Genomic DNA, 19,458 nt, shown 5'->3' on the forward strand with positions numbered 1-19,458 from the left:
GATTCCACGTCGATGAACCTTGTCACAAGTGATGCCGCCGGCGGCCCCGCATTGCCGTCGAATATTCGCTATAGTCGTCGCGCGGAGCGCACATCCGCTCCCGGATCATCCACTGGAGACTCTTGCATGCGCCTCATCGCTGCCACGCTGATCACCCTCGCAGCACTGCCCGTCCTGGCCGCGGGACCCGCCACCGAAACCTTGCCCTCCGGCGTTACCATCGAATGGTCGCGCGATGGCTCGGGCACGTCTCCCGGCCCAACCGACAAGGTACGCGTTCACTACAAGGGCACGCTGGCCGACGGCAAGGAATTCGACAGTTCCTACAACCGCGGCACGCCCACTGAATTTCCGCTCAATCGCGTCATTCCGTGCTGGACCGAAGCGCTACAGCACATGAAACCCGGCAGCGCCGCACGCATCACCTGCCCGGCACAGACGGCGTATGGGGATCGGGGCATTCCTGGCGTGATCCCGCCGAACAGCACGCTGACCTTCGCCGTCGAGTTGCTCGAAGTGAAACGCTGACCTGACCGGCGGCGACAGAACCGATCGGCTTCCAATCCATCTAATTGCTTCCAACAAGCAAGAAGAAGGAGGGTGCCATGGAAAGACGGAGAAACGCCTTCGTCGCCGTAGCCAGCGCATTGCTGCTACTCGGTTCGACGGGCGCTATTGGCGGCGGCAAGGATATGTCGTTCTTCGTAACGAGTGTCGGGATGGGCGACGGCGCCAACCTCGGTGGCCTCGAAGGCGCCGACCGGCATTGCCAGGAACTCGCCTCGACCGTTGGCGCGGGAAAGCACACCTGGCGCGCCTATTTGAGCACGCAGGGCTCGAAACTGGACGACGCGAGCGCGATCCATGCCCGCGACCGGATCGGCAAAGGCCCGTGGTACAACGCTAAAGGCGTGATGATCGCGAGGAACGTGGAGGATCTCCATTCAGCCAAGTCCAAGCTGACCAAGGAAACAGCCTTGGACGAGAAGGGACAGATGGTCAATGGACGAACCGAAAAGCCTAACCGGCACGACATGCTCACGGGCTCTCGGCCGGACGGCACCGCATTTCCGCCGAGTCCCCCATTCCAGGACATGACCTGCGGCAACTGGATGAAGAACGGCGAGGAAGGCTCTGCGATGCTAGGCCATCACGATCATTCGGGCCCGACTCCGCATCCGTGGTCGACGTCATGGAACTCCTCCCATCCCACCCGCGGCGGCTGCAATCAAGCCGCTTTGCAGAGTACAGGCGGCGACGGGTTGTTCTACTGCTTCGCGGAGAAATAGGCGGAGGCCGAGCATCGCTGCAGCCCTTGCCTGAAGTCGCGCCCGATGGCCATTACACAGTTATCCCCAGACATTGGGGACGGCACTGTGGAGACGCCTGTTGATAACCCGGTCGAAGCCAAGCGGGCCTTGAAGTACCCCCGCCTGCCAGAGCTTTGAGCAAACGTCGATGCTGACGCGGCCGACGTCCTCGCAGACATCGTCGACCGGGTGTTTGCCTAACGCCGCGCCGCGCTGACTGCCGACTTGGCCTTGCCGAACATGAACTGCCCGAACGCCGTATTCAGCGCCTCGATTTCCTTCAGCACGTCATAGGTCAGCCCTGTCAGGTCAAGCTTCAACCTTTTCGCGATCATGACGGCCGGCAGCGATTTGGAGAATTCGAGCAGGAGATCCTCCTGGTCATCGACGGACTCCAAAGCAACGAAGGCCTCGTGTCCTGCACGAACTTCTCCCGCCAACTTGGCTGCTGCACGAGCACCGGATTTCGCCAGCGCGTCCGTCTTGGCTTTCTCGGCCTGCTCCTTAGCCGTTGCAGCTGCTAGCGCATCCGCCTCGCGTTGCGCGAGTTGGTCTGCAATCAGCTTGTCCGCGCTCGACACACGAAGATTGTCGCGCAAGGCCTTCATCAGGAAGCCGGCCGGGCTCTTCGTGACCTTGCCTCGCTGCAGGTTGAAGCGAGTGAACTCGATCGCCTGATTGATCCATTCGTCGGTCCACGTCTCCCTGTTCGCCAGGATCTCGTCGAAATGCTTGTCACTCAGGCCGAATTCGTTCTTCAGCGTCGTGTAGAGCTCCTTGGCCCCCATCAACGCCTGCACCACAGGAGGTGCATCGTCCTTGCGCGACAGGCGGAATCGAATGAATTCGATCTTCTTGGAAGACGGCGTTGCCGTTCGAGTCTCGTATGAAATCTCGATGTCGGACTTCTCGCAGATCTGCCTCACTGCCGGCTCGAGAGAGTCGCGCTTGAAGTACTTGAAGGCAGCCGTGCTCGCTGCCGATTTGCCGGGCCAGGCCCGGATGGTATCCACCGAAAACCACTCCGTCACACCCTCCGATACGAAAGGAAGGACGTGATCGTAGATCGCGCGCGCATAGAGCAGCGTGAAGGCCGTCGTGACGCGGAGGCTCAACCAGTGCGAATTGACCGGATCCTTGATGTGCCGTTGCAGCACCGTCGGCACATCGAAGACAATCCGACCGTTGGCAATCGCCACGGTCCCGATCAAATGAACGGATATCCAGCGATCGGATTCTGACGGAAGCGCACCGACCGGGGTATCGGTGACCTGGACAACCGCCTTCTGAGCTTCGGTGAGCACGGACCGGAGATGCTTGTAGTTCGCGCTGTCATACCGCATCAGCCAGCGAAAATAGCTGAGCTCGACGTCGTATAAGGTATGGATCCCCTTCTCCTGGGCGACGACGAAGAAGGCGGCATCAACGGCTCGGCGAGCGGTTACCCCAAGATCTCCGATGTCGACGAAGACGTTGTTGCGCTGAAAGCCGATCTCCGATTTGGAATCCGTGATGGCAAGACCTTTGGCGAACATGTCCTCAAAGATCGACAAGGACATTTGCCGCGGTGTTGCCCGTGCCCCGATTTCGTTCCCCATACTCCCCCCGAGCGTTGGAGTGGACGGTAGCGGCCGCAAGGTGAGACGTCAAATCAAAATCTCTCACCTTAGAGAGATGCCTTAATCGTGCTGCACAAAAAGCCTCACCTTTCGAAGGAGGGAACCATTGCGCTTTTGCAGCGATAGGCCGGGACGCCCCAGGGAGGATCCGCACAAAATCCCTCACCGTGCTTCACCGTGGGAGCCCTTCACAATCTTGCTCACCCTCCCGTTACCTACTTGATGGTGTTGTTGGATGTTTAAGAACTAAAAGAAACCAACTAACTAACTAGGAGCGAGGCTCAGTCGACGAAACAAGGACTTAGGGTCTGCAAAGTGAGTGATGTTGTGGTGTAAGTGAGTAGTTTTGTGTGCCTGGGTGAGGTCTTTTGGTCTTAAGGTGAGCTCTATTGTTGCGGGTTCTCCCGAGAAGGTGAGAAGAATTGTGCCTATCAGCTAAATAACTGTTTTTATGCTGAAAAAAGGCGAATTGGAGGGGCGGTAGGGTGAGGTCTTTTGTGGGAGGTGAGGCAATTTGTGATCGCAAAGGTGAGGAATTTTGTGGTGCCACCCTGTGCCGGCAGATCCCTCTGTGTGTGCGCGCCGAAAACCACTCGAACTTACCCGGGCGGGTTCTGGCTTGTCGGCGGGCGATGGTGAGGTGTTTTGTGCGCGTCTGCAGGTGGATGGGGGCGAATCACCGAGGCCCGAGAGGCTTTAGCCATCAAATTCTTGCCGAGTAGGTCGGATCTATCCGCATTGATCCGCTTGAACATACCACCCACGATCGCATACCGATTCGCGGAAGGTGAGGGGAATTGTGACCCGCAAACGGGATGTGGTGTATCTAAAGGTGAGGGATTTTGTGATCTACGATGCCTAGAGTCACAATTTTTCTCACCTTGAACATCCATAGCGACTGGACTTATCGCATTGAAAATAAACTATTAATGGCCAACAATAATACCATTGGTATGGAGCGTCGAACACTCCTCCGAAATGAGGCATGAGCAAGAAATGTCGACGGGCGCAAGCGGCCACATTCTATGGTCAATAGAAACTTCTGAACCTCAGACGCTTGCGTTTGGGCACTGTCAAGAGCATTGAGGGCCACTCCTATATCTAGCTTTGTGTCAGAGTCTGACAAACCGCCAACGGTTACCGCTAACCAGCATCGACGGTGAGAAGGTTTGTGATGAAATGATCGGTGTCGATCCCGATTTGGACGCGCACGGTGAGGACATTTGTGCCAAGGTGGAACGCCACAAATCTCCTCACCCACCCAACTGCAAGCGGGCATCAGTTCTCAACAGGATCTTCGGTATCGCGACCATAGCTGGTACGAATGTGGTGCTGCAAAGTAGGGTGAGAGCTTTTGTGCAGTTGCTAGAGCGCCTTGCAAGCGAAGTAACCCGGACACGAAGTAACCCGGACGCGAAGGTGAAGGTTTTTGTGCAGCGCTCGCCCTACGCAGTGAGATTTCCTTCAATGCCTGCCTCCGGCATTCGAAGTTGTTCCTCGCGTCCCCGGGGCATTGGCGAGAAGGCGTTGCGCCGATGCAGTCGATCGGCAGGTAGCGGATTTCGTCGATGATCAGCAGTTGCGGCGGGGCATCGAGCCTGAGCTCGTCGCCGAGCGGGCCTTCGGCCAAGGCCTTGCTCAGTGTAGCAATGAGCTGTGCGGCCGACGTGAAGAGCACCCGATCACCGGGCACGCTGCGTCGACGGGGAGCAAGACGGCGAGATGCATCTTGCCGACGCGGAGCGGCCGTAGCACGATCCAGTCGTCGCAGTGCCCAGCGGGGTGGCGGCTCGCCAGCGTCAGCACCTGCCGCTTGTCGGTCGAGGGCTGGTAGGCGAAATCGCGGTCTCGAGCGGCTTGACGAAGGGGAAGCATGCCGTCGCGTACGAATCGACATGTTGTTCGCGGTCGCGGCCGCCACCTCTTACCAAGGACCTAGCCGGACAAATCGACTATGGTGGCTCGTCGGGCAGAGGCCAGATGCAGCATCGCGTTCACTCGGTCGGCGTTCTTCTGCAGTCGTAGCTTATGGAAATATTCGCCGAAGCGGCAAAGCTCAGCGGGAATAGTAACCGCAGTCTCCGTCACCACTGCCGTCGTGTTATTGAATCATCATGCCTCCTCTCGCGGTCCTTCACCGAAGGCCCCGGCCTTGAGCAATGTGTCGTAAATTGCCACATCGCGGACATCGCCCACGAGCGCCCGGGCTCGCCACCGCGGTAATTCAAATTTCCCCACCCGGTTGGGATTCGTCTTCAAATGACCGGACGAGGCCGGCGTTGAGTTTCTCCTTGAGGTGATAGGAATTGCCGTGGATGTTGAGCGTCACCGCGTGGTGCAGGAGGCGGTAGCGATGACGCGGTCGCCGAACACCTCGCCCCACGCACCGAAGTTCTGGTTGCTGGTGAGGATCATCGGGCCCCGCTCATAGCGGCGGCTGATGAGCTGGAAGAACAGGTTCGCGCCGATGCAGTCGATCGGCAGGTAGCCGATCCCGTCGATGATCAGCAGGCGCGGCGTGGTGTAGAGCTTGAGCTTCTCGTCGAGCCGGCCTTCGGCCAAGGCCTTGCTCAGGGTGGCGATCAGCTGCGCGGCCGAGGTGAAGAGCACCCGATAGCCAGCCTCGATGGCCTTGATGCCGAGCGAGACGGCCAGATGCGTCTTGCCGACGCCGGGCGGCCCCAACACGATCACATTGTCGCCGTGCTCGATGTAGTGGCAGCCCGCCAGCGTCAGCACCTGGCGCTTGTCGATCGACGGCTGGTAGGCGAAGTCGAAGGTCTCCAGGGGCTTGACGAAGGGGAAGCGAGCCATGGCCTCCAAGCGCTCGGCGCTCTTCTGCAGCCGCAGCTTGTGCAGGTGCTCGCCCAGACGCTCGAGCTGAGCGGGTGGTGACTGCGCCCGTGGCCGCTGCCGGCGCGTTCTTGGCCATCATGCCACCTCCCGCGCACCGTCACCGAAAGCCCCCGCCTGGAGCAAGATGTCATAGAGTGCCAGGTCTCGGATCTCGACCCTGAGCGCGTCGGGAGCTCGCCATAAGCCATCGGCCGGTTCGCTCGCCGCCGCGGGACCCACGTGGTGCTTGCGTGCATTGCGCATAACTGCGCCGGGGCCGTGCTGCGGGCACACCGATAGCTGGGCGCGGTCAGCCAGCACCGGGAGCTCGGCAACCAGACGCCCACGGTGACGGATCAGCCAGGAGCCGCCGGCGCGGACCACTTCGACCGTCTGGCCGATCAGCCCGAAGGGTACCGAATAGCGGTTGCCGTCGATCGAGACCAGCCAGTCGTCGGCAAAGCGCCCGATCGGCCGCTGGTGAGTTGTGCCGTGGATGCGCTGATCAGCAACCTCCGCCTGCCAGCCGGCCAACTGCTGATTGAAATCGTCCAGGTCGGCAAAGGTCCGGCCGGGCACGAAGTTACGCTTGGCGTACTTCACCCCGGACTCGACCTTGCCTTTGGTCTGGGCGCGATACGGGCGGCACAGGCGCGGCGTGAAGCTCCAGTGATCGGCGAACGTCGAGTTGAGCTTCGGGCGCCGTTTGCCGTCGGCGTCGCTCACCGTGCCCAGAACGACGGTGCGCATGCGGTCGTAAAGCAGGAACTCGCAGCGGCCGCCGAAAATGAGCGAAGGCGCGCCGGCTGTAGCCGAGCGGCATGACGAAGACGGGCACCGTCGCGCGCGCGTCCCCGAAGCGGACGGTGATCTGTCCCCAGTCGACCTGGGCCTGCTCGCCGGGGCCGGTTTCAAAGCGGCATTGGGTCAGTCCGGCCAGGCAGGCTTGGGCGCACGGCGAGCTTCACCGTCTCGTAACTGCCGGTGAAGCCGCAGCCGCTGCCCAGTTCCTGGTAGAGGATGCGTGCCGAGTAATTCACCTGCGGCGCCCGCTCGACGAGCCAGGGGTGATGGGCGTCGAGCACGCTCGCCGCGCTCTTCTCGCGCCGGTAAGGGCGCCAGTCGGCCTGCTTCAGGCAGCTCCGCACTGTCTTCCGATCCAGGTCGAACTCGCGCCCAATCGCCGAGACACTTACGCCGGCCGCCCGCCGCTCATGGATCGCTTTCCATTGTTCGCGTCCGCATCCACATCGGACATCACTGTTTCCCTTTCCATCTCTGACTCGTTCAGGTCGATGGGTGGGGAAAATTCGATTACCATAGGGGAGGTGGGGATTATTGGATTACCGCTGACACCGCTGGTGAGTGCCGAAACAGGCGAAGGCCTGTTCGTGGGTGGCCAGCACATGCAGGAAGTCTTCAACGTAAGCGCGCCGGCTGTAGCTGATCTTCATGACGAATACGTGCACTGTCGTGCGCCCGTTCCCGAAGCCGACGGTGATCTGCCGCCAGTCGACTGTGCTTGGGGACGGAGCCCACGGCGAAAAAGGGAACCGTGGCGAGCTTGACTATTTGGTAACTGAGGTGAAGCGGCGGCTGCCCAGTTCCTGATAGAGGATTCGCACCGGGTAATTCATCGGCGGCGAATGCTCCACGAGCCGAGCGCGATGAGCATCGTGGACCGTCGCCGCACTATTGTCGCGCCGGTAAGGGGGCCGGTCGGAGTGCTTCAGGCAGCTCCAGGTCGAACCCGCGCCCAATCGCCTAGGCACTTGCGCCCGCGGCCCGTCCTTTCATGGATCACTTTCCATCAATCGCGGCCGATCACGTGGAAAGCTGTCTTGTCGAGAGGGCCGCCGGAGTGGGACTGCTTCGAGATCGTTACGACTGAGGCTTTTTCCATCTCTCACTCCATCAGGTTGATGGGCCGCTAATACTCGATTACCTGACCGCATTTGCGTACGACCGTTTCGTCGTTACCCGCCTGCGCTACTTGCGACGTCCGACGGAACAGATCCGCCGTCGGCAAGCGCCCGGTGCTCTTTGCGGAGAAATGCTGCATCATTGCAGCCGAAAGGCGCCGTTCAGCCAACGGTGGAGGTGGTCGCACTTTGCGTCAGGAGAGCAGTGCGGTTGCGAGGATTTGCCGGGCTGCCAAGATACTCATGTCGCTGATGCGACAATATTCGCAGAATGCCTGGGGCGCGAGTCCGCGACTCAACTCCTTTGCGAAGCGGGCAGGGACGCTTATCGAACGTAAACTGCAATTGGGCGGCGCTCAGTCTGGAGGGCATGGTTGCGTGTCAGACTCTGACAGAACCATTTTCACAAGGGATTTCCCACCTCCCCGTGTGGCATTGGTCGCCGGGGATCGAATAGCTGGTGGGGGCGCGCAGTTTTGGGATCGGATGGTTGAGGAGCGTATGGTACATTTGGGTGCCCCCATGGCGTGCGCGTCGAATCCACGATGGTGCCGGACACAGGCCGGATGCGCCGTAAGCGTTGCCGAATGCTAATTCGACGTCGCGCATCGCGCGCCGATGGGCCACCTACTTCAAAGCGTGCGTGACAAGGACGGCCACCGCGGAAGATGCTGACGGCGGATCATGATGCTTCCGACCCTTCAGTTGAGTTGGGCAGGAGCCGACTTGTAGCTGCGGTCCATGAGAGGAGCCTGTCAGAGTCTGACACTACTGTTTGCTACTCCTTTTCGGAAAAGATCTTCATTGAGGCCCGCATTCGACGCTTCTTCTCGGTCGTAACGTAGATAGTTGTAGTGGCGAGCGACGCATGCCCTAAGTTCTGTTGGGCGATTTCGATGGGCATGCCCTGTGCGATGGCGTGTGACGCGTGAGTGTGGCGCATCCAATGCGTGCTCGCCTTCTCAAAGCGTGCGGCGCCTCTGCTGTCGCCGGAGTTCTCCAGGACGATCGCACACTCTTGAAAAAAGCGCTTCAACTGGCGCGCTAATGTAACTGCGGCGATGCCGTCCTTGGGATCGATCGCCCCCCGACCGGCAGCTAGTTGAGGAACCTTTTCCTCCCAATCGTAGGACTTGCCGAGGAGATAGGTACCTCTGTTCGTAGTGGAGGTCAGATCCCCATTCAGTCCCCGCTCGGCGAGGTAACGGGAGATCTCTTCTACAACGTGCACTGGAACCGGAACCTCACGTAAGCGCTGGCCTTTTCCCAAGACCGTCAGCATCCAGCCATCCAGCGGAGCACCGTCATCGCTGTCTGGCGGATACTCAACCCAGCGGAGATCGTCTGTCCGCGCGGCAACAACCTCGGATAGGCGCAGGCCCGTTGCGTAAAGAAGTCGCGCAGCGACGCGCAGGCGATGGGCGTTCGAACTCTCCGGCAGCCCATTGAGCTGTTCCTCGACGAATGCCCATTGCTTCGCGCTAAAGCTCCTGCCGGCGTTGATCTGGGGCATGGGGCTGATGGGTACCGATACGCCCGACCACGGATTGCCCATCAAATAACTCTGACTCACGAGGAAGTTATATAGGTTTCGCAAGATCACGACGGCTTGGCGTTGCGCAGCTGGGGACAGCGGACCCTCGAACGGACGCCATAACGGGGACCAGCGTTCATGGGATCGATGCCCGCACCAGACTTCATGGGGCTGCGGATCTGCGAGGAATTCACGGTAAGCAATGCAATCCTCGAGGCTCATCGAGGAAAGTGCCTTGCCTTGAACAAGAATAGCCCACAGTAGAAAGCGCTCTGCCTCCTTTCTATATGAGCGCTGCGTGTTAGACAGGAAACCGAGGCTCAGTGGATCAACTTCCACGGCAGCAGAAGCACCGCGCTTACGAGCATGCATGGTCACCATCTGCTGGGGCGAAGGCCCTGGCTTGGCTCTAAGCCAGACAAGGATCGCTTCGTAGTCATTATTGGCCTTTAGAAGGCACTTCTCAGGCGGACACCGGTAGGCACCCATGGAGCCATCCAACTCAGGGGGCGGCCGGAATTTCTCAAGGGGGCGAATATCGCTTGCTGTTTCGACGAGCACGCCAAAGGCTTCTGCATTAACGCTGTTGGAGTGATGTTCGAGATGGGCTCCGAGCCGGCAGCCAAGCGTGGCCTCGTGTTCCTTAAGCCATTCAACGATCCGTTCGGCCTTCAAGGTGCCGATGCCGCGAACATGTCTGGCCCAGTGCTTGCCGACGCCGTTGATTCTGGCGATGAGGTCACTAAGGGTATACAGACCAGCAGATTCCAACTTGTCTACGAGCAAAGGGTGCATCCAGGATGCGATCGCGTCGCCTGAACGTGGCGGCTCCGCAACCAATGATTCGAGCCATTGCAAGGCCTTGAGTTGGCGCTCAATAAGTTTCCCGCGTCGGCTTTGTTTGCCTGATGCTGTGCCGTGCTCGGCAGCATATGCAGCAAGCTGGTCCGCCTCGGAGAACTCTCCGAGGCCGCGCGCATAGGCAAATTCTTCCAGACTTGGAGCGTCGCCGTCGTGGTTATCGACCGTAGTTGCGTCAATGAGTACGAGACGCGCGGCGCCGTGACGGCGTTCTCGCCGTGCGGCGGCGGCAAACTCGCCGCGAATCCAGGCGATCGTGGATCGGACTGCCCGCACATCTGTGTGTTCACCTTCAAGTCTGATGTAACGGTCCCAGCTTTCGCGCAGGTCAACACCTTGTACGACGGCGCGCATGAACGCGAAGTGTCCACGATGGAGTTTTCGCTGTCTGATCGCAGAGCGCGACTTGTTTTTCATGTTCTCTCCAGACGGTTTACGAGGACCAAGTGTTTGAAGGAAAGGCTCTTTTTGGCGCTTCAAAAAAATTGGTGACTATTTTACAGCGATTTATAAATAGAATGATAAGTATAGTAATCATGCTATACAGACATGAAATTGCTGGAGGAGGGGAATGGGGAACCTCATTCCGTTTGCGAACAGACTTTCGTTCTCGTATGTGTGCCTTCAGCTCCCCGCCGCACTGAGTGACGGGCCGCAACAAACCGCACGCTTGCAAGAGAATCATCGGCGCCGACGGCATCTTTCGTTGCGCGTGTTGCCGTTGGCTTTCTTCCCAAACTCGGCTTCGCCTGCACATCCTGTGCGAAATTTGTTTCGACGATGAGGCGTGATGCAGTGGTCGTTCTTGGTGATCGCTCAGAATTTCGAGCCGGGCGAAATGATGCTTCGGGTTGGTGTCCGACGAATGAAGCGGCTCGCGGATGCCGCGCCCAATGAGGAGATACGGATCGCGGCACGTAAACAGATGTCGCAGATTCGAGCTCGGACTCTTTCGCGCTGGGCGGTGATTCCGAACGTCTGGATGAAGACGCTGGTGGAAAAGTATGGAGGATGGGGACGAGGATGTCGCCCATCCCCGTCCATCGCCGGTTCAGTTACTAACTACAAGTTGCTCAATGTTTTCACGAAGCAGCGCTTCGATCTTGTCGGCATCCAGACCTTCCCCAACGAGCCTGACCTCGCCGTCCTTGATGGTAAGGCGAAATTCACGTTTGTCGGCAGTCCGCATCTTGACGACGGTCCGTGTGCTCTTTGCCGGTCCGGCGATCTTGTTCTTGATCCACAAGAGCGCGCCGGCTTGGCGGAGTTCTCCGGCACTCAGTCGTCGGATCGCTTCGGTCACCGCGTCCGGGTGCGTCGTCGAGAGCTCCCGCAGCTCGTAAGCGAGCGTCGCGCCGAGGACTTCGCCCCCGACGACCTCCAGCAATTCTTGGGCTGCAGGCGGAAGCGCGCCAAATGCCTCGTAGTTGTAGATTTGAGCGCGACTGCAGCCCAAGACTTCTGCGAGATCGGACACGGTCTTGCACGCACCGGCTTCGCGCAACATCACGATGTGCTTGTAGCGTTCATAGTCGGTTAGTTGGCGATGAACGGCGTTGTCGACGGTGAGCGCACGTGCGGCTTCGACGTCAGTCATCCTCCGAACGTACGCCGGGATCAGTCCCATATCGAGCTGGCGAAACGCTTCAACCCGATGGTGGCCTGCGATCAGTTCGTAGGTGTCAGAGTCTGACGAGCGTACGGTAATGGGAGTGACCAGCCCTCCGTCCAGGATCGTTTGCTTGAGGCTGTCCAGGTATTCTTGGTCGAGGCCGATCCGTCGCTGGAATGGAGACGGCTTGATGCGGGTGACCGAAATTTCCTTCGCCCCTTCGGTGGCAGGCGTAGCCATTTCACCGAAGACGGTCTCTGCGACGTCTGCATCGAGCGCCTTTCTCGGACGCCGATGCCCCATTGCGGCTTCCAGGTCCATCTTAGCCATTCGTCACCTCTTCTTCTTGAGTGCGAGTGACGCCGACGACGTTAATGATCTCCTTCGTCATCTCGCTGATGGCGCGCGAGGCGTTATGGTCGCGGTCGAACTGGAGAATGGTTTGACCCAGCGCCTGCGCCTTCTGGATATCGGTGGTTGCTGGGAGTGCTGAATTCAGCACTGCCTCATAGTATTCGCGCACGGCGTTTGCCGTAATCTTGCACATCTTCTTCCGGGCGTCGTGGCGAGTCAGGATGGCTCCGCCAAGCAGCAATGCCGGGTTCGCACCCTTGGCCTGCCGGATGAAGGCGAGCATGTCGTCCGTGCCCAGAAGTGCCAGTTTGGAGCCCGATTCGACTGGGACGAAGACGGCGTTTGCGGCGGCAAGCGCGTTTGCCGTGAGAAACGACAGGGATGGCGGTGTGTCGATCACGATTACATCGTAGGCGTCGGCGACCGCGGCCAGTTTGCTCGCAAGAACCGACGTGGACGCGAATGGCGTCTGCTGCAGCTGTCGTTCAAGACTTGCGAGCTTGAGTGTTGACCCGATCAGGTGTACGCCGTCGATCTGCGTCTTTTCGACGATTGCGGAGGCAATGGACGCAGTGCCGTCCAGAACTCGCTCGATGGTCACCGACGGCGTCTCTTCGAAGGAATAGACGAGTTGAGTTGCGTTCGATTGGGGATCGAGGTCTACCAGCAGGACGTCGTAGCCCGCTCTGGCCATTGCATCAGAAACGCTGACGGCGAGCGTCGTCTTTGCGACGCCTCCCTTGTGGTTCGCGAACGAGATGATTTTTGCCATGGCGTGGTTTGTATTTATCAATAATGGCGTGGATTGTGACAGATGGATCGGGAAATGCAATACGAAAAGCGGGAGGTATTTCCCGGTCAAGCGCTATTGGTTGGACGAGAAAGCGAGTTTTGGATGGCACGATGCCGAATAATGGGCTCCGGCCCGGTCGGAGGCCTGACAGTAAGCCGACGCGATTGCATCAACCCCGCTCAGTTCCCGGATTCAGGGAGACTGACTGTATCGTGCCGTTGCGCGTAGTTCGGCGTGTCCGAGGAATTGCTGCACCTCTTCCAATGAATACCTTCCGCAGGCGAGTGCATTGCGCCCGAAGGTATTCCTCAGGATGTGTGGCCCGCGCTGCTTTGGCTTGAGGTTTGCCGCGTCGAACCAGGCCGACGTTCGCCGAAAGAGCCCTGACGGTGAGTATGGGCGGCCGCCCAATGTTGCAGGGGTGAGCCAGTTCCCGGGGATATCCAGTCGCCGACGCTCGATGAACCACGACTCATACCACTGTCGCCACTTGCCATCGGGGAGGATCAAGGTGACATGTTCGGCGTGTACGGTCGCGGGAACGACGCGTATCGAATAATCCGGACCTACCTTGTCCGCCGTGAGTCCGACTACTTCGTTCGCGCGAAGTCCTGCTCCTAGGAGTAGTGCGATCAAGGCGCGGTCGCGTGCTCCTTTCCATGAGGGCATGTGTTCGAGTACGGTCAGAAGCGCGCCCTGCTCCTCGTCGGTCAGTCCGGGTGGCAGCGCGATCTCAAGTTCTCTCTCTTTGGCCAGTTCCACCGACAACGGGTTGTCCCGTTCCCAGCCGAGTGTGTGCAGGTGGACGTACACGCGATCGAGCAGTTGCAGGTAACGGCGCCGTGAGACGGGTACTAGGGATTTGTGTTTCGAGAAGAATTCTGTGGCGTCACCGATGCTCGCCTCGAGCAAGTGCATGCGTTTGCTCGTCAGAAAGAGAAGCCAGGTGTGAAACATCGACGTATAGGTTTCACAGGAGGATTCACGCAGCTGACCGGCTAGTACTGCTTGTCGAGCGAGCCAATCCGAGAAGGCGGCCATTGGTTCGGCTTGCCATGCGGACAAACTGTTTGCCGGCCACAAATCAGCAGTGAGCATACGAGATGATGATGATGGATTCACAGGTGCAATGATCGGCTTCGTTGCGGCGGCAATCAAGCCGAGGTAAAAATCAATTTACGGACTCCGGTGGGGCGTTGGGTAGTTGCAGACTGTTTGTTAATTGTTCGAAGTTGCGGTGCCCGTAAATTGATTTCCAGAGTAGCGTCACAATAGGTTATCCAGTCAGATGCGCCGACTCATGGCGGTTGTTGCGGCTTGCGCACGATGTGGATGGCCGTCAGCCGGATTCCGGCGCGAACGCGGCTTAGGACCGGGCTTGTACGCAATTGGGATTCCTCGCTTGTCGGCGTGGGCACCGAAAAACGCACCGCACCCAGCATGGGTAAATGTAATAATTGGCCAAAACGATTCTCGGAATCTGGCCTGATATGACGGAAAAAGACGCTGCAACCCTCGGTAAGCTCGTGGCGGGTTGCCGTGCGCAGATGGAGAACGACCTGTGCGAGTTGTTCGAGGAATTGGAACCGCTGCTGATGCAAGCAGTTATCGAATGCAACAATAACAGCCGCGACCGCGCACGAAGCATCGCCGCCGCCGTGCTCAGGCAGGCCCTTCCGTCAAATTGGAACAAGGTGGCGTCGTCTCTGAAGGTCAATCTCGCCGCGCGCGCGGTGCACGGGAAGAAGTCGGACTATGAGTCGACCGATCTGGTGAACCTGCGGCTCCTGAGCCAGGCAGAGGAGTCCGTCCAACTTGCAATGCGCGAGGTGCTCGATCGCGTAACCCTTGCCTGCCGCGACGAAACCAAGCCGCTGGAGCGGCGAATCAATTTCCTCGTCCTGCGCAGAGTGATGCAGCATGGCGACAAGACCTTCAATGTCGCCGCGCTGTGGTCCTGCATCGAGGCCGCCTGCACCGAAGTGACGACCGACACGGGCTCGCTCATCCTGTTGCTGGAGTTGATCGGCGAGCAGATGGCCGCGGAGATGCCGCACCTTTACCGGGTGGCCAACGAGACGATGATCGAGGCCGGCATCCTGCCGTCGCTCAAGCGCACCTACCGGGATACGACGCCGGTGGACGCCAATGAGGTGGCCGAAGAATCCACGCGCGTGGCAAGCACGCTCGACCGCCTGGTTCAGGCGCGCGCCAAAGAGACGGGCACCAAGGACACGCCCAAGTCAGGGGCGGCCAGCCAGGAGCTGTTCAACTCGCTGAAGACCCTGCAGGCCGCGCCCCAGCCGGCAGCGCCCGGCACGCACACGAACGTCGTGCGCATGGTGCGAGACAGCGGCGCAGCGCGCGACGTCAAGCCACTTGAGGCCGTCACGCTCGATATCGTCGCCGAGGTGTTCGACCTGATCTTCAACGATCCCAACGTTTCGGATGGGATTAAGACCTTGGTAGCCCGCCTGCAGACAACGGTACTGCGGGCCGCCATGCTGAACCAGCGCTTCTTCGCCGACCGCAGCCACCCGGCACGGCGGTTCCTCGACAGCATTTCGGTCGTCGCTGTGCGCTGGGGCAAGGTTGTCAATGCTGAGGACCCCTTCTATCTCAAGCTCTCCGAGCTCGTCGAGACGGTACAGCGCACGTACGACGGAGATATGGCGGTGTTCGATTCCGCCAACACCGAACTGGACGCCTTCCTGACCGAGCGCGAGGAGCTCGACGAGCAGCAGAATCGGGCGCTCGCCGACGCGGTGCACGCGCGAGAGGAGGACATGCGCGTCAGGCGCGAAGCGCAGCTGCGAGTGCAGAAGATGGCAGACGCGTGTATCGCCAGCGTGCTAGTGCCGGAGGCGCCGCTCGAGATTGAGGAATTCCTCCGCACCTACTGGCGCGACGTCGTGCAGAGCCGCATCTCGCAGTCTGGCGAGGACGGCGCCCCGACCGCCGACGCCCTCCAGGTCGCCGCCGACTTGCAGTGGTCGGTAACGCCCAAACATCTCGCAGAGGAGCGGCAAAGGCAGGCCGCCGGCGTGCCGATACTCGTGAGCAAACTCAATGTCGGTTTCGACGAAATCGGTTCCGCGCCCACGGAGCGCAAGGCCTTCCTCGACACGTTGCTTGACCTGCAACTCGCCGCCATGCGCGCCAAGAAGGGCGATTCCGGCAAGGCGCCGGCAGTCGTTAGGTCGCGAACGCGTCGCGCTGCGCCGACCCTGCAGGTCAGCCACGCGACGAACCTCGGGGTCCGGGTTCAGGACATCTCGCTACCCGACAGCGCGGGCCTCGACGGAGAAAGCACTCCAGACCGGGCGGATCTTCGCCGAGTGCGTCAGCTGGTACGAGGTGACTGGCTGGACTTCACGACAGCGGGACAAACGCGCCGTGAGCGCCTGACCTGGATCAACCGGAGCCGCACGCTCTTCCTGTTCAGCAACAGCGCCTCGCCCTTTGCAATATCGATCACACCGGAAGCGCTGGCCGTGCGCCTGAAGAACGGAACGGCGCAAATCGTCAAGCTCGACCGGCCGATCTTCGAGCGAGCCATCCACGGTGCCATCAGGTCGCTCGACCAGCGCGCCTGAGCGGGCCCCCTATTCCGGCAATCCTGCCCTGCGCAATCCCTCCTCCAAAGTCGCGAGATTCTCCGCCCGCTGAATCGGCAACCAATCCGCGAGATTGGAAACACGCAACGTGGGATCAAGCTCGCGCAAATGCTCCATCGCCCGCCGCGCTTCGGCCATCCGCCCCGCCAGCGCATGGCTTGCTGCGAGGATGCCCGCGGCGAGTAAAAGACTCGGCAGGTCCCGCACTGCCTTCTCCGCCCATGACGAGGCAGTGTCGAAGTGCCCCACGAAGAAATGTGCGGCCGCCATGCCCGCCTGCATTCGATAGAGCTCCGGGTCGAGGGGGCTCAGCCGCATGACGTGCGCGAAGTGCTCGATCGCCGCGTCGGCTTCGCCGTGCCAGAGCCTGAGGAACGCGCCGAGGAACCAGGCCGCGGCGAGGTTGGGATTGAGCTCAAGCGCCTTGTCGAGTAATGCAATTCCGCCGGGGAGGTCGCCAGCGAGGTGAGCGAGCACGTGGCCGCATCGGGTGAGCGCGACGGCGTCGCCTTTGCCTAGCTCGACGGCGCGGCGGGCGAGCCCGACGCCCTCGGCCATCTCTCGTGGGCGATCAGTCATCCAGCCATTGATCTTCCGCCAGCAGTGACACCACGCCGCCATCGCATAGGCGGACGCGAAATCCGGATCGACTTCGATGGCCTTCTCGAAGAGCGGCAGCGCCTGGTCGATCGTTTCCCGAGTTCCCTGATGCAGCTTAGCCATTCCACACAGGTAGTAATCGTAGGCGTCGAGGCGGTCGGTCGGCTTGTGCCTCGCACGCTCGATCTCCGCCCGCTCGAGTTGCGGCGCGATTGCACCGACTACGGTCTCCGTAATCTGGTCTTGCAGCTCGAAGATGTCTCCCAGCACGCCCTCGAAACGGCCCGCCCACTGGTGCGCGCCGGTTGTCGCATCGATGAGCTGTCCCGTGATGCGCACGCGATCTCTTGCCTTGCGCCAGCTGCCTTCCAGCACGTAGCGGACTCCCAACTCGCGGCCGACCTGTTTCACGTCTACGGCCCGGCCCTTGTACGTGAAACTCGAGTTGCGCGCGACGACGAACAGCCAGCGATACTGCGACAAAGCCGCGATGATGTCCTCGACGACACCGTCGGCCAGGTAGTCCTGCTCGGGATCTCCGGTCAGATTGACGAAGGGCAGGACGGCGATCGACGGTTTGGCGGGCAGGGCTGGCGCGGATGTCGGGACTTCAACCGATTTCGCGGCCTCTGCGTCCTCCGACGGCACGGCTTCCCTGAGCTCGGCGACGAATCGGAATCCCTTACGGGCAATCGTCCGGATCACACGCTGTTGCTGTCCGTCGTCACCGACGGCTTTGCGCACGGCGTTGATATGACTCGCCAGGGTCGATTCCGAGACGATTCGACCACCCCATACGGCATCGATCAGATCGTCCCTGCTGACGACGCGCTCGCGATGCTCCGCCAGAAAGACCAACAGGTCGAAGACTTTAGGCGCCGTTGCGACGCCCTGCTCCGCCCGGAGGAGTTCGCGCCGGTCCAAGTCGAGCACGCAGTCGTCAAACACCAGTCGCATCTGGGTCCCTTTCGATAGCAAGGCAAGCCAAACTCAATGAAAAACCAAGGTGTCCACAAAGTCTCCAGCCCGTCGCCCCAGCACACTGTCTCCATCGATCGCCGCACTGTTGTGATCGACCTTAATCGAGGAGCAAAGCATGAGAATCGTAGTGATCGGCGGTACCGGCCTTATCGGGTCGAACATTGTAAACAGGCTCCGTCAGCATGGTCATGAGACCGTGGCGGCATCGCCCCGCACGGGCGTCAACACCCTCACCGGGGAAGGGATGGCCGACGCACTCGCAGGCGCCCAGGTCGTGGTCGACGTCACGAACTCGCCCTCGTTCGAAGACCAGGCCGTACTGCAGTTCTTTGAAACGTCGACGCGAAATCTCCTTGCCGCGGAAGCCGCCGCGGGCGTCGAGCACCACGTCGCACTCTCCATCGTCGGCACGGATCGCCTTACCGAAAACGGCTATTTCCGCGCAAAAGTCGCCCAAGAAGCCCTTATCAAGGCGTCGAAGATCCCCTACACGATCCTGCGCGCGACGCAGTTCTTCGAGTTCGTCGAAGGCATCATCAACTCGAGTATCGACCACGGCACGATCCGCCTTTCGCCCGCCATGATCCAGCCCATCGCGGCGGACGACGTGTCGGCTGCACTGGCCGATCTCGCAGTGGGCGCACCGATGAATGGCATCGTCGAGGTGGGCGGACCGGACCGGTTTCCGCTCGACGAACTGGCGCGCAAATTCCTCGCTGCACGCAAGGACGCGCGCGAGGTGGTCGCCGACGTTCATGCGCGTTACTTCGGCAGCGAACTGGACGACCGATCCCTGGTCACGGGCGAGAACGCCCGGATCAGCCCGACGCGCTTTCACAACTGGCTCAGCCAGTCATCGGCGAAAGGATAAGCCTGATCAACAAGGAGCAAACCATGTCCAGACTCACAACTGCCGCCATGCTGCTGCTGGCAGCCGGCACCGCCCACGCCCAGCAGACGCCGCCCGCGGCGCACGTGACACCATTGATGACCAAAGCCCTCGCCGACTACCCCGGCAAGGAAGGCGTGATGATCACGGTCGAATATCCGCCGGGAGGAGAAAGCCAGGTGCATCAGCACAATGCGCACGCCTTCGTCTACGTGCTGGAGGGTTCGATCGTGATGGGCGTGCGCGGCGGCAAGACCGTCACGCTGACGCCCGGCCAGACCTTCTACGAAGGCCCGGACGACATACACACGGTCTCGCGCAACGCCAGCGTCACCAACCCCGCCAAGTTTCTGGTCGTTCTGATGAAGAACAGCGGTGAGCCTATCTCGAAACCGGTGCATTGACTCTTGAAATTGAAACGGCGTGAAACCAGAGCCACAGGGGCAACCCAAGTCGTCCGTGGCACAGCACGCCTCGGACGGCGGCGCTCGTTTTTTTGCCCTGGGCCAGTGCTTTTTTTCCGGTGCTGGT

15 protein-coding genes and 1 pseudogene are annotated in these 19,458 nt (G+C 60.3%); 5 read left to right on the forward strand and 11 right to left on the reverse strand.

Annotated elements, in window-relative coordinates; translation table 11 throughout:
* The first annotated feature begins 126 nt into the window (after positions 1-126).
* The gene (locus AZKH_RS24895; protein ID WP_015452076.1) at positions 127-528 is read left to right on the forward strand and encodes an FKBP-type peptidyl-prolyl cis-trans isomerase; all 402 of its coding nucleotides are present in this window, start codon (positions 127-129) and stop codon (positions 526-528) included.
* Between the two features lie 77 nt (positions 529-605).
* Positions 606-1,289 (forward strand): hypothetical protein, encoded by a 684-nt coding sequence (locus AZKH_RS24900; RefSeq protein ID WP_015452077.1) that lies wholly within the window; start codon positions 606-608, stop codon positions 1,287-1,289.
* A 218-nt stretch (positions 1,290-1,507) separates the two neighbouring features.
* Here the strand turns inward: AZKH_RS24900 and AZKH_RS24905 are convergent, their stop codons facing one another.
* The 10 genes and pseudogenes from AZKH_RS24905 to AZKH_RS27105 all read right to left on the reverse strand — a co-directional run bounded on the left by AZKH_RS24905 (position 1,508) and on the right by AZKH_RS27105 (position 13,998).
* Positions 1,508-2,908 (reverse strand): replication initiation protein, encoded by a 1,401-nt coding sequence (locus AZKH_RS24905; RefSeq protein ID WP_041657931.1) that lies wholly within the window; start codon positions 2,906-2,908, stop codon positions 1,508-1,510.
* A gap of 1,306 nt (positions 2,909-4,214) precedes the next feature.
* Positions 4,215-4,622, reverse strand: a complete 408-nt coding sequence (locus tag AZKH_RS28055) for an ATP-binding protein (RefSeq protein WP_369795129.1) — start codon at positions 4,620-4,622, stop codon at positions 4,215-4,217.
* Positions 4,568-4,822: pseudogene (locus AZKH_RS27095) on the reverse strand (ATP-binding protein); the annotation flags it as partial. The pseudogene AZKH_RS27095 and the gene AZKH_RS28055, both read right to left, overlap by 55 nt.
* Before the next feature lie 432 nt (positions 4,823-5,254).
* On the reverse strand, positions 5,255-5,800 hold the full coding sequence (gene istB / locus AZKH_RS24915) for an IS21-like element helper ATPase IstB (RefSeq protein WP_369795136.1): 546 nt from the start codon (positions 5,798-5,800) through the stop codon (positions 5,255-5,257).
* A gap of 60 nt (positions 5,801-5,860) precedes the next feature.
* Entirely contained in the window at positions 5,861-6,514 is a 654-nt protein-coding gene (locus tag AZKH_RS26500) for a transposase (protein WP_015452081.1), read from the reverse strand.
* A gap of 161 nt (positions 6,515-6,675) precedes the next feature.
* On the reverse strand, positions 6,676-6,912 hold the full coding sequence (locus tag AZKH_RS26505; protein WP_015452082.1) for a hypothetical protein: 237 nt from the start codon (positions 6,910-6,912) through the stop codon (positions 6,676-6,678).
* A 1,552-nt stretch (positions 6,913-8,464) separates the two neighbouring features.
* Positions 8,465-10,498: a site-specific integrase gene (locus AZKH_RS24925; protein WP_015452084.1), complete on the reverse strand. Its 2,034-nt coding sequence runs from the start codon at positions 10,496-10,498 to the stop codon at positions 8,465-8,467.
* A gap of 634 nt (positions 10,499-11,132) precedes the next feature.
* Entirely contained in the window at positions 11,133-12,023 is an 891-nt protein-coding gene (locus tag AZKH_RS26510) for a ParB/RepB/Spo0J family partition protein (protein WP_015452085.1), read from the reverse strand.
* Positions 12,016-12,819, reverse strand: a complete 804-nt coding sequence (locus AZKH_RS24935; RefSeq protein ID WP_015452086.1) for a ParA family protein — start codon at positions 12,817-12,819, stop codon at positions 12,016-12,018. The genes AZKH_RS26510 and AZKH_RS24935 overlap by 8 nt, the downstream gene beginning before the upstream one ends.
* Before the next feature lie 213 nt (positions 12,820-13,032).
* Positions 13,033-13,998: a site-specific integrase gene (locus AZKH_RS27105; protein WP_156822311.1), complete on the reverse strand. Its 966-nt coding sequence runs from the start codon at positions 13,996-13,998 to the stop codon at positions 13,033-13,035.
* A 332-nt stretch (positions 13,999-14,330) separates the two neighbouring features.
* Between AZKH_RS27105 and AZKH_RS24940 the strand changes: the two genes are divergently transcribed.
* On the forward strand, positions 14,331-16,436 hold the full coding sequence (locus AZKH_RS24940; RefSeq protein WP_051071819.1) for a DUF1631 family protein: 2,106 nt from the start codon (positions 14,331-14,333) through the stop codon (positions 16,434-16,436).
* Between the two features lie 9 nt (positions 16,437-16,445).
* Here the strand turns inward: AZKH_RS24940 and AZKH_RS24945 are convergent, their stop codons facing one another.
* The gene (locus tag AZKH_RS24945; RefSeq protein ID WP_015452089.1) at positions 16,446-18,014 is read right to left on the reverse strand and encodes a winged helix-turn-helix domain-containing protein; all 1,569 of its coding nucleotides are present in this window, start codon (positions 18,012-18,014) and stop codon (positions 16,446-16,448) included.
* Positions 18,015-18,153: 139 nt separating this feature from the next.
* On the opposite strand from AZKH_RS24945, the gene AZKH_RS24950 reads away from it, so the two are divergent.
* A complete protein-coding gene (locus tag AZKH_RS24950) occupies positions 18,154-18,909 on the forward strand; it encodes an SDR family oxidoreductase (RefSeq protein ID WP_015452090.1) in 756 nt (251 codons plus the stop codon).
* Positions 18,910-18,932: 23 nt separating this feature from the next.
* On the forward strand, positions 18,933-19,331 hold the full coding sequence (locus tag AZKH_RS24955; protein WP_015452091.1) for a cupin domain-containing protein: 399 nt from the start codon (positions 18,933-18,935) through the stop codon (positions 19,329-19,331).
* The last annotated feature ends 127 nt before the right edge of the window (positions 19,332-19,458 follow it).

Source organism: Azoarcus sp. KH32C, from assembly GCF_000349945.1.
Taxonomy (GTDB): Bacteria; Pseudomonadota; Gammaproteobacteria; order Burkholderiales; family Rhodocyclaceae; genus Aromatoleum.

Excerpts from the sequence above, each read along its gene's own strand:
- AZKH_RS24940 (WP_051071819.1), top strand. The coding sequence starts at position 14,331 with ATGACGGAAAAAGACGCTGCAACCCTCGGTAAGCTCGTGGCGGGTTGC.
- AZKH_RS24945 (WP_015452089.1), bottom strand. The coding sequence starts at position 18,014 with ATGCGACTGGTGTTTGACGACTGCGTGCTCGACTTGGACCGGCGCGAA.
- AZKH_RS26500 (WP_015452081.1), bottom strand. The coding sequence starts at position 6,514 with ATGCGCACCGTCGTTCTGGGCACGGTGAGCGACGCCGACGGCAAACGG.
- AZKH_RS24895 (WP_015452076.1), top strand. The coding sequence starts at position 127 with ATGCGCCTCATCGCTGCCACGCTGATCACCCTCGCAGCACTGCCCGTC.
- AZKH_RS24900 (WP_015452077.1), top strand. The coding sequence starts at position 606 with ATGGAAAGACGGAGAAACGCCTTCGTCGCCGTAGCCAGCGCATTGCTG.
- AZKH_RS24925 (WP_015452084.1), bottom strand. The coding sequence starts at position 10,498 with ATGAAAAACAAGTCGCGCTCTGCGATCAGACAGCGAAAACTCCATCGT.
- AZKH_RS24950 (WP_015452090.1), top strand. The coding sequence starts at position 18,154 with ATGAGAATCGTAGTGATCGGCGGTACCGGCCTTATCGGGTCGAACATT.
- AZKH_RS24935 (WP_015452086.1), bottom strand. The coding sequence starts at position 12,819 with ATGGCAAAAATCATCTCGTTCGCGAACCACAAGGGAGGCGTCGCAAAG.
- AZKH_RS26510 (WP_015452085.1), bottom strand. The coding sequence starts at position 12,023 with ATGGCTAAGATGGACCTGGAAGCCGCAATGGGGCATCGGCGTCCGAGA.
- AZKH_RS24955 (WP_015452091.1), top strand. The coding sequence starts at position 18,933 with ATGTCCAGACTCACAACTGCCGCCATGCTGCTGCTGGCAGCCGGCACC.
- AZKH_RS24905 (WP_041657931.1), bottom strand. The coding sequence starts at position 2,908 with ATGGGGAACGAAATCGGGGCACGGGCAACACCGCGGCAAATGTCCTTG.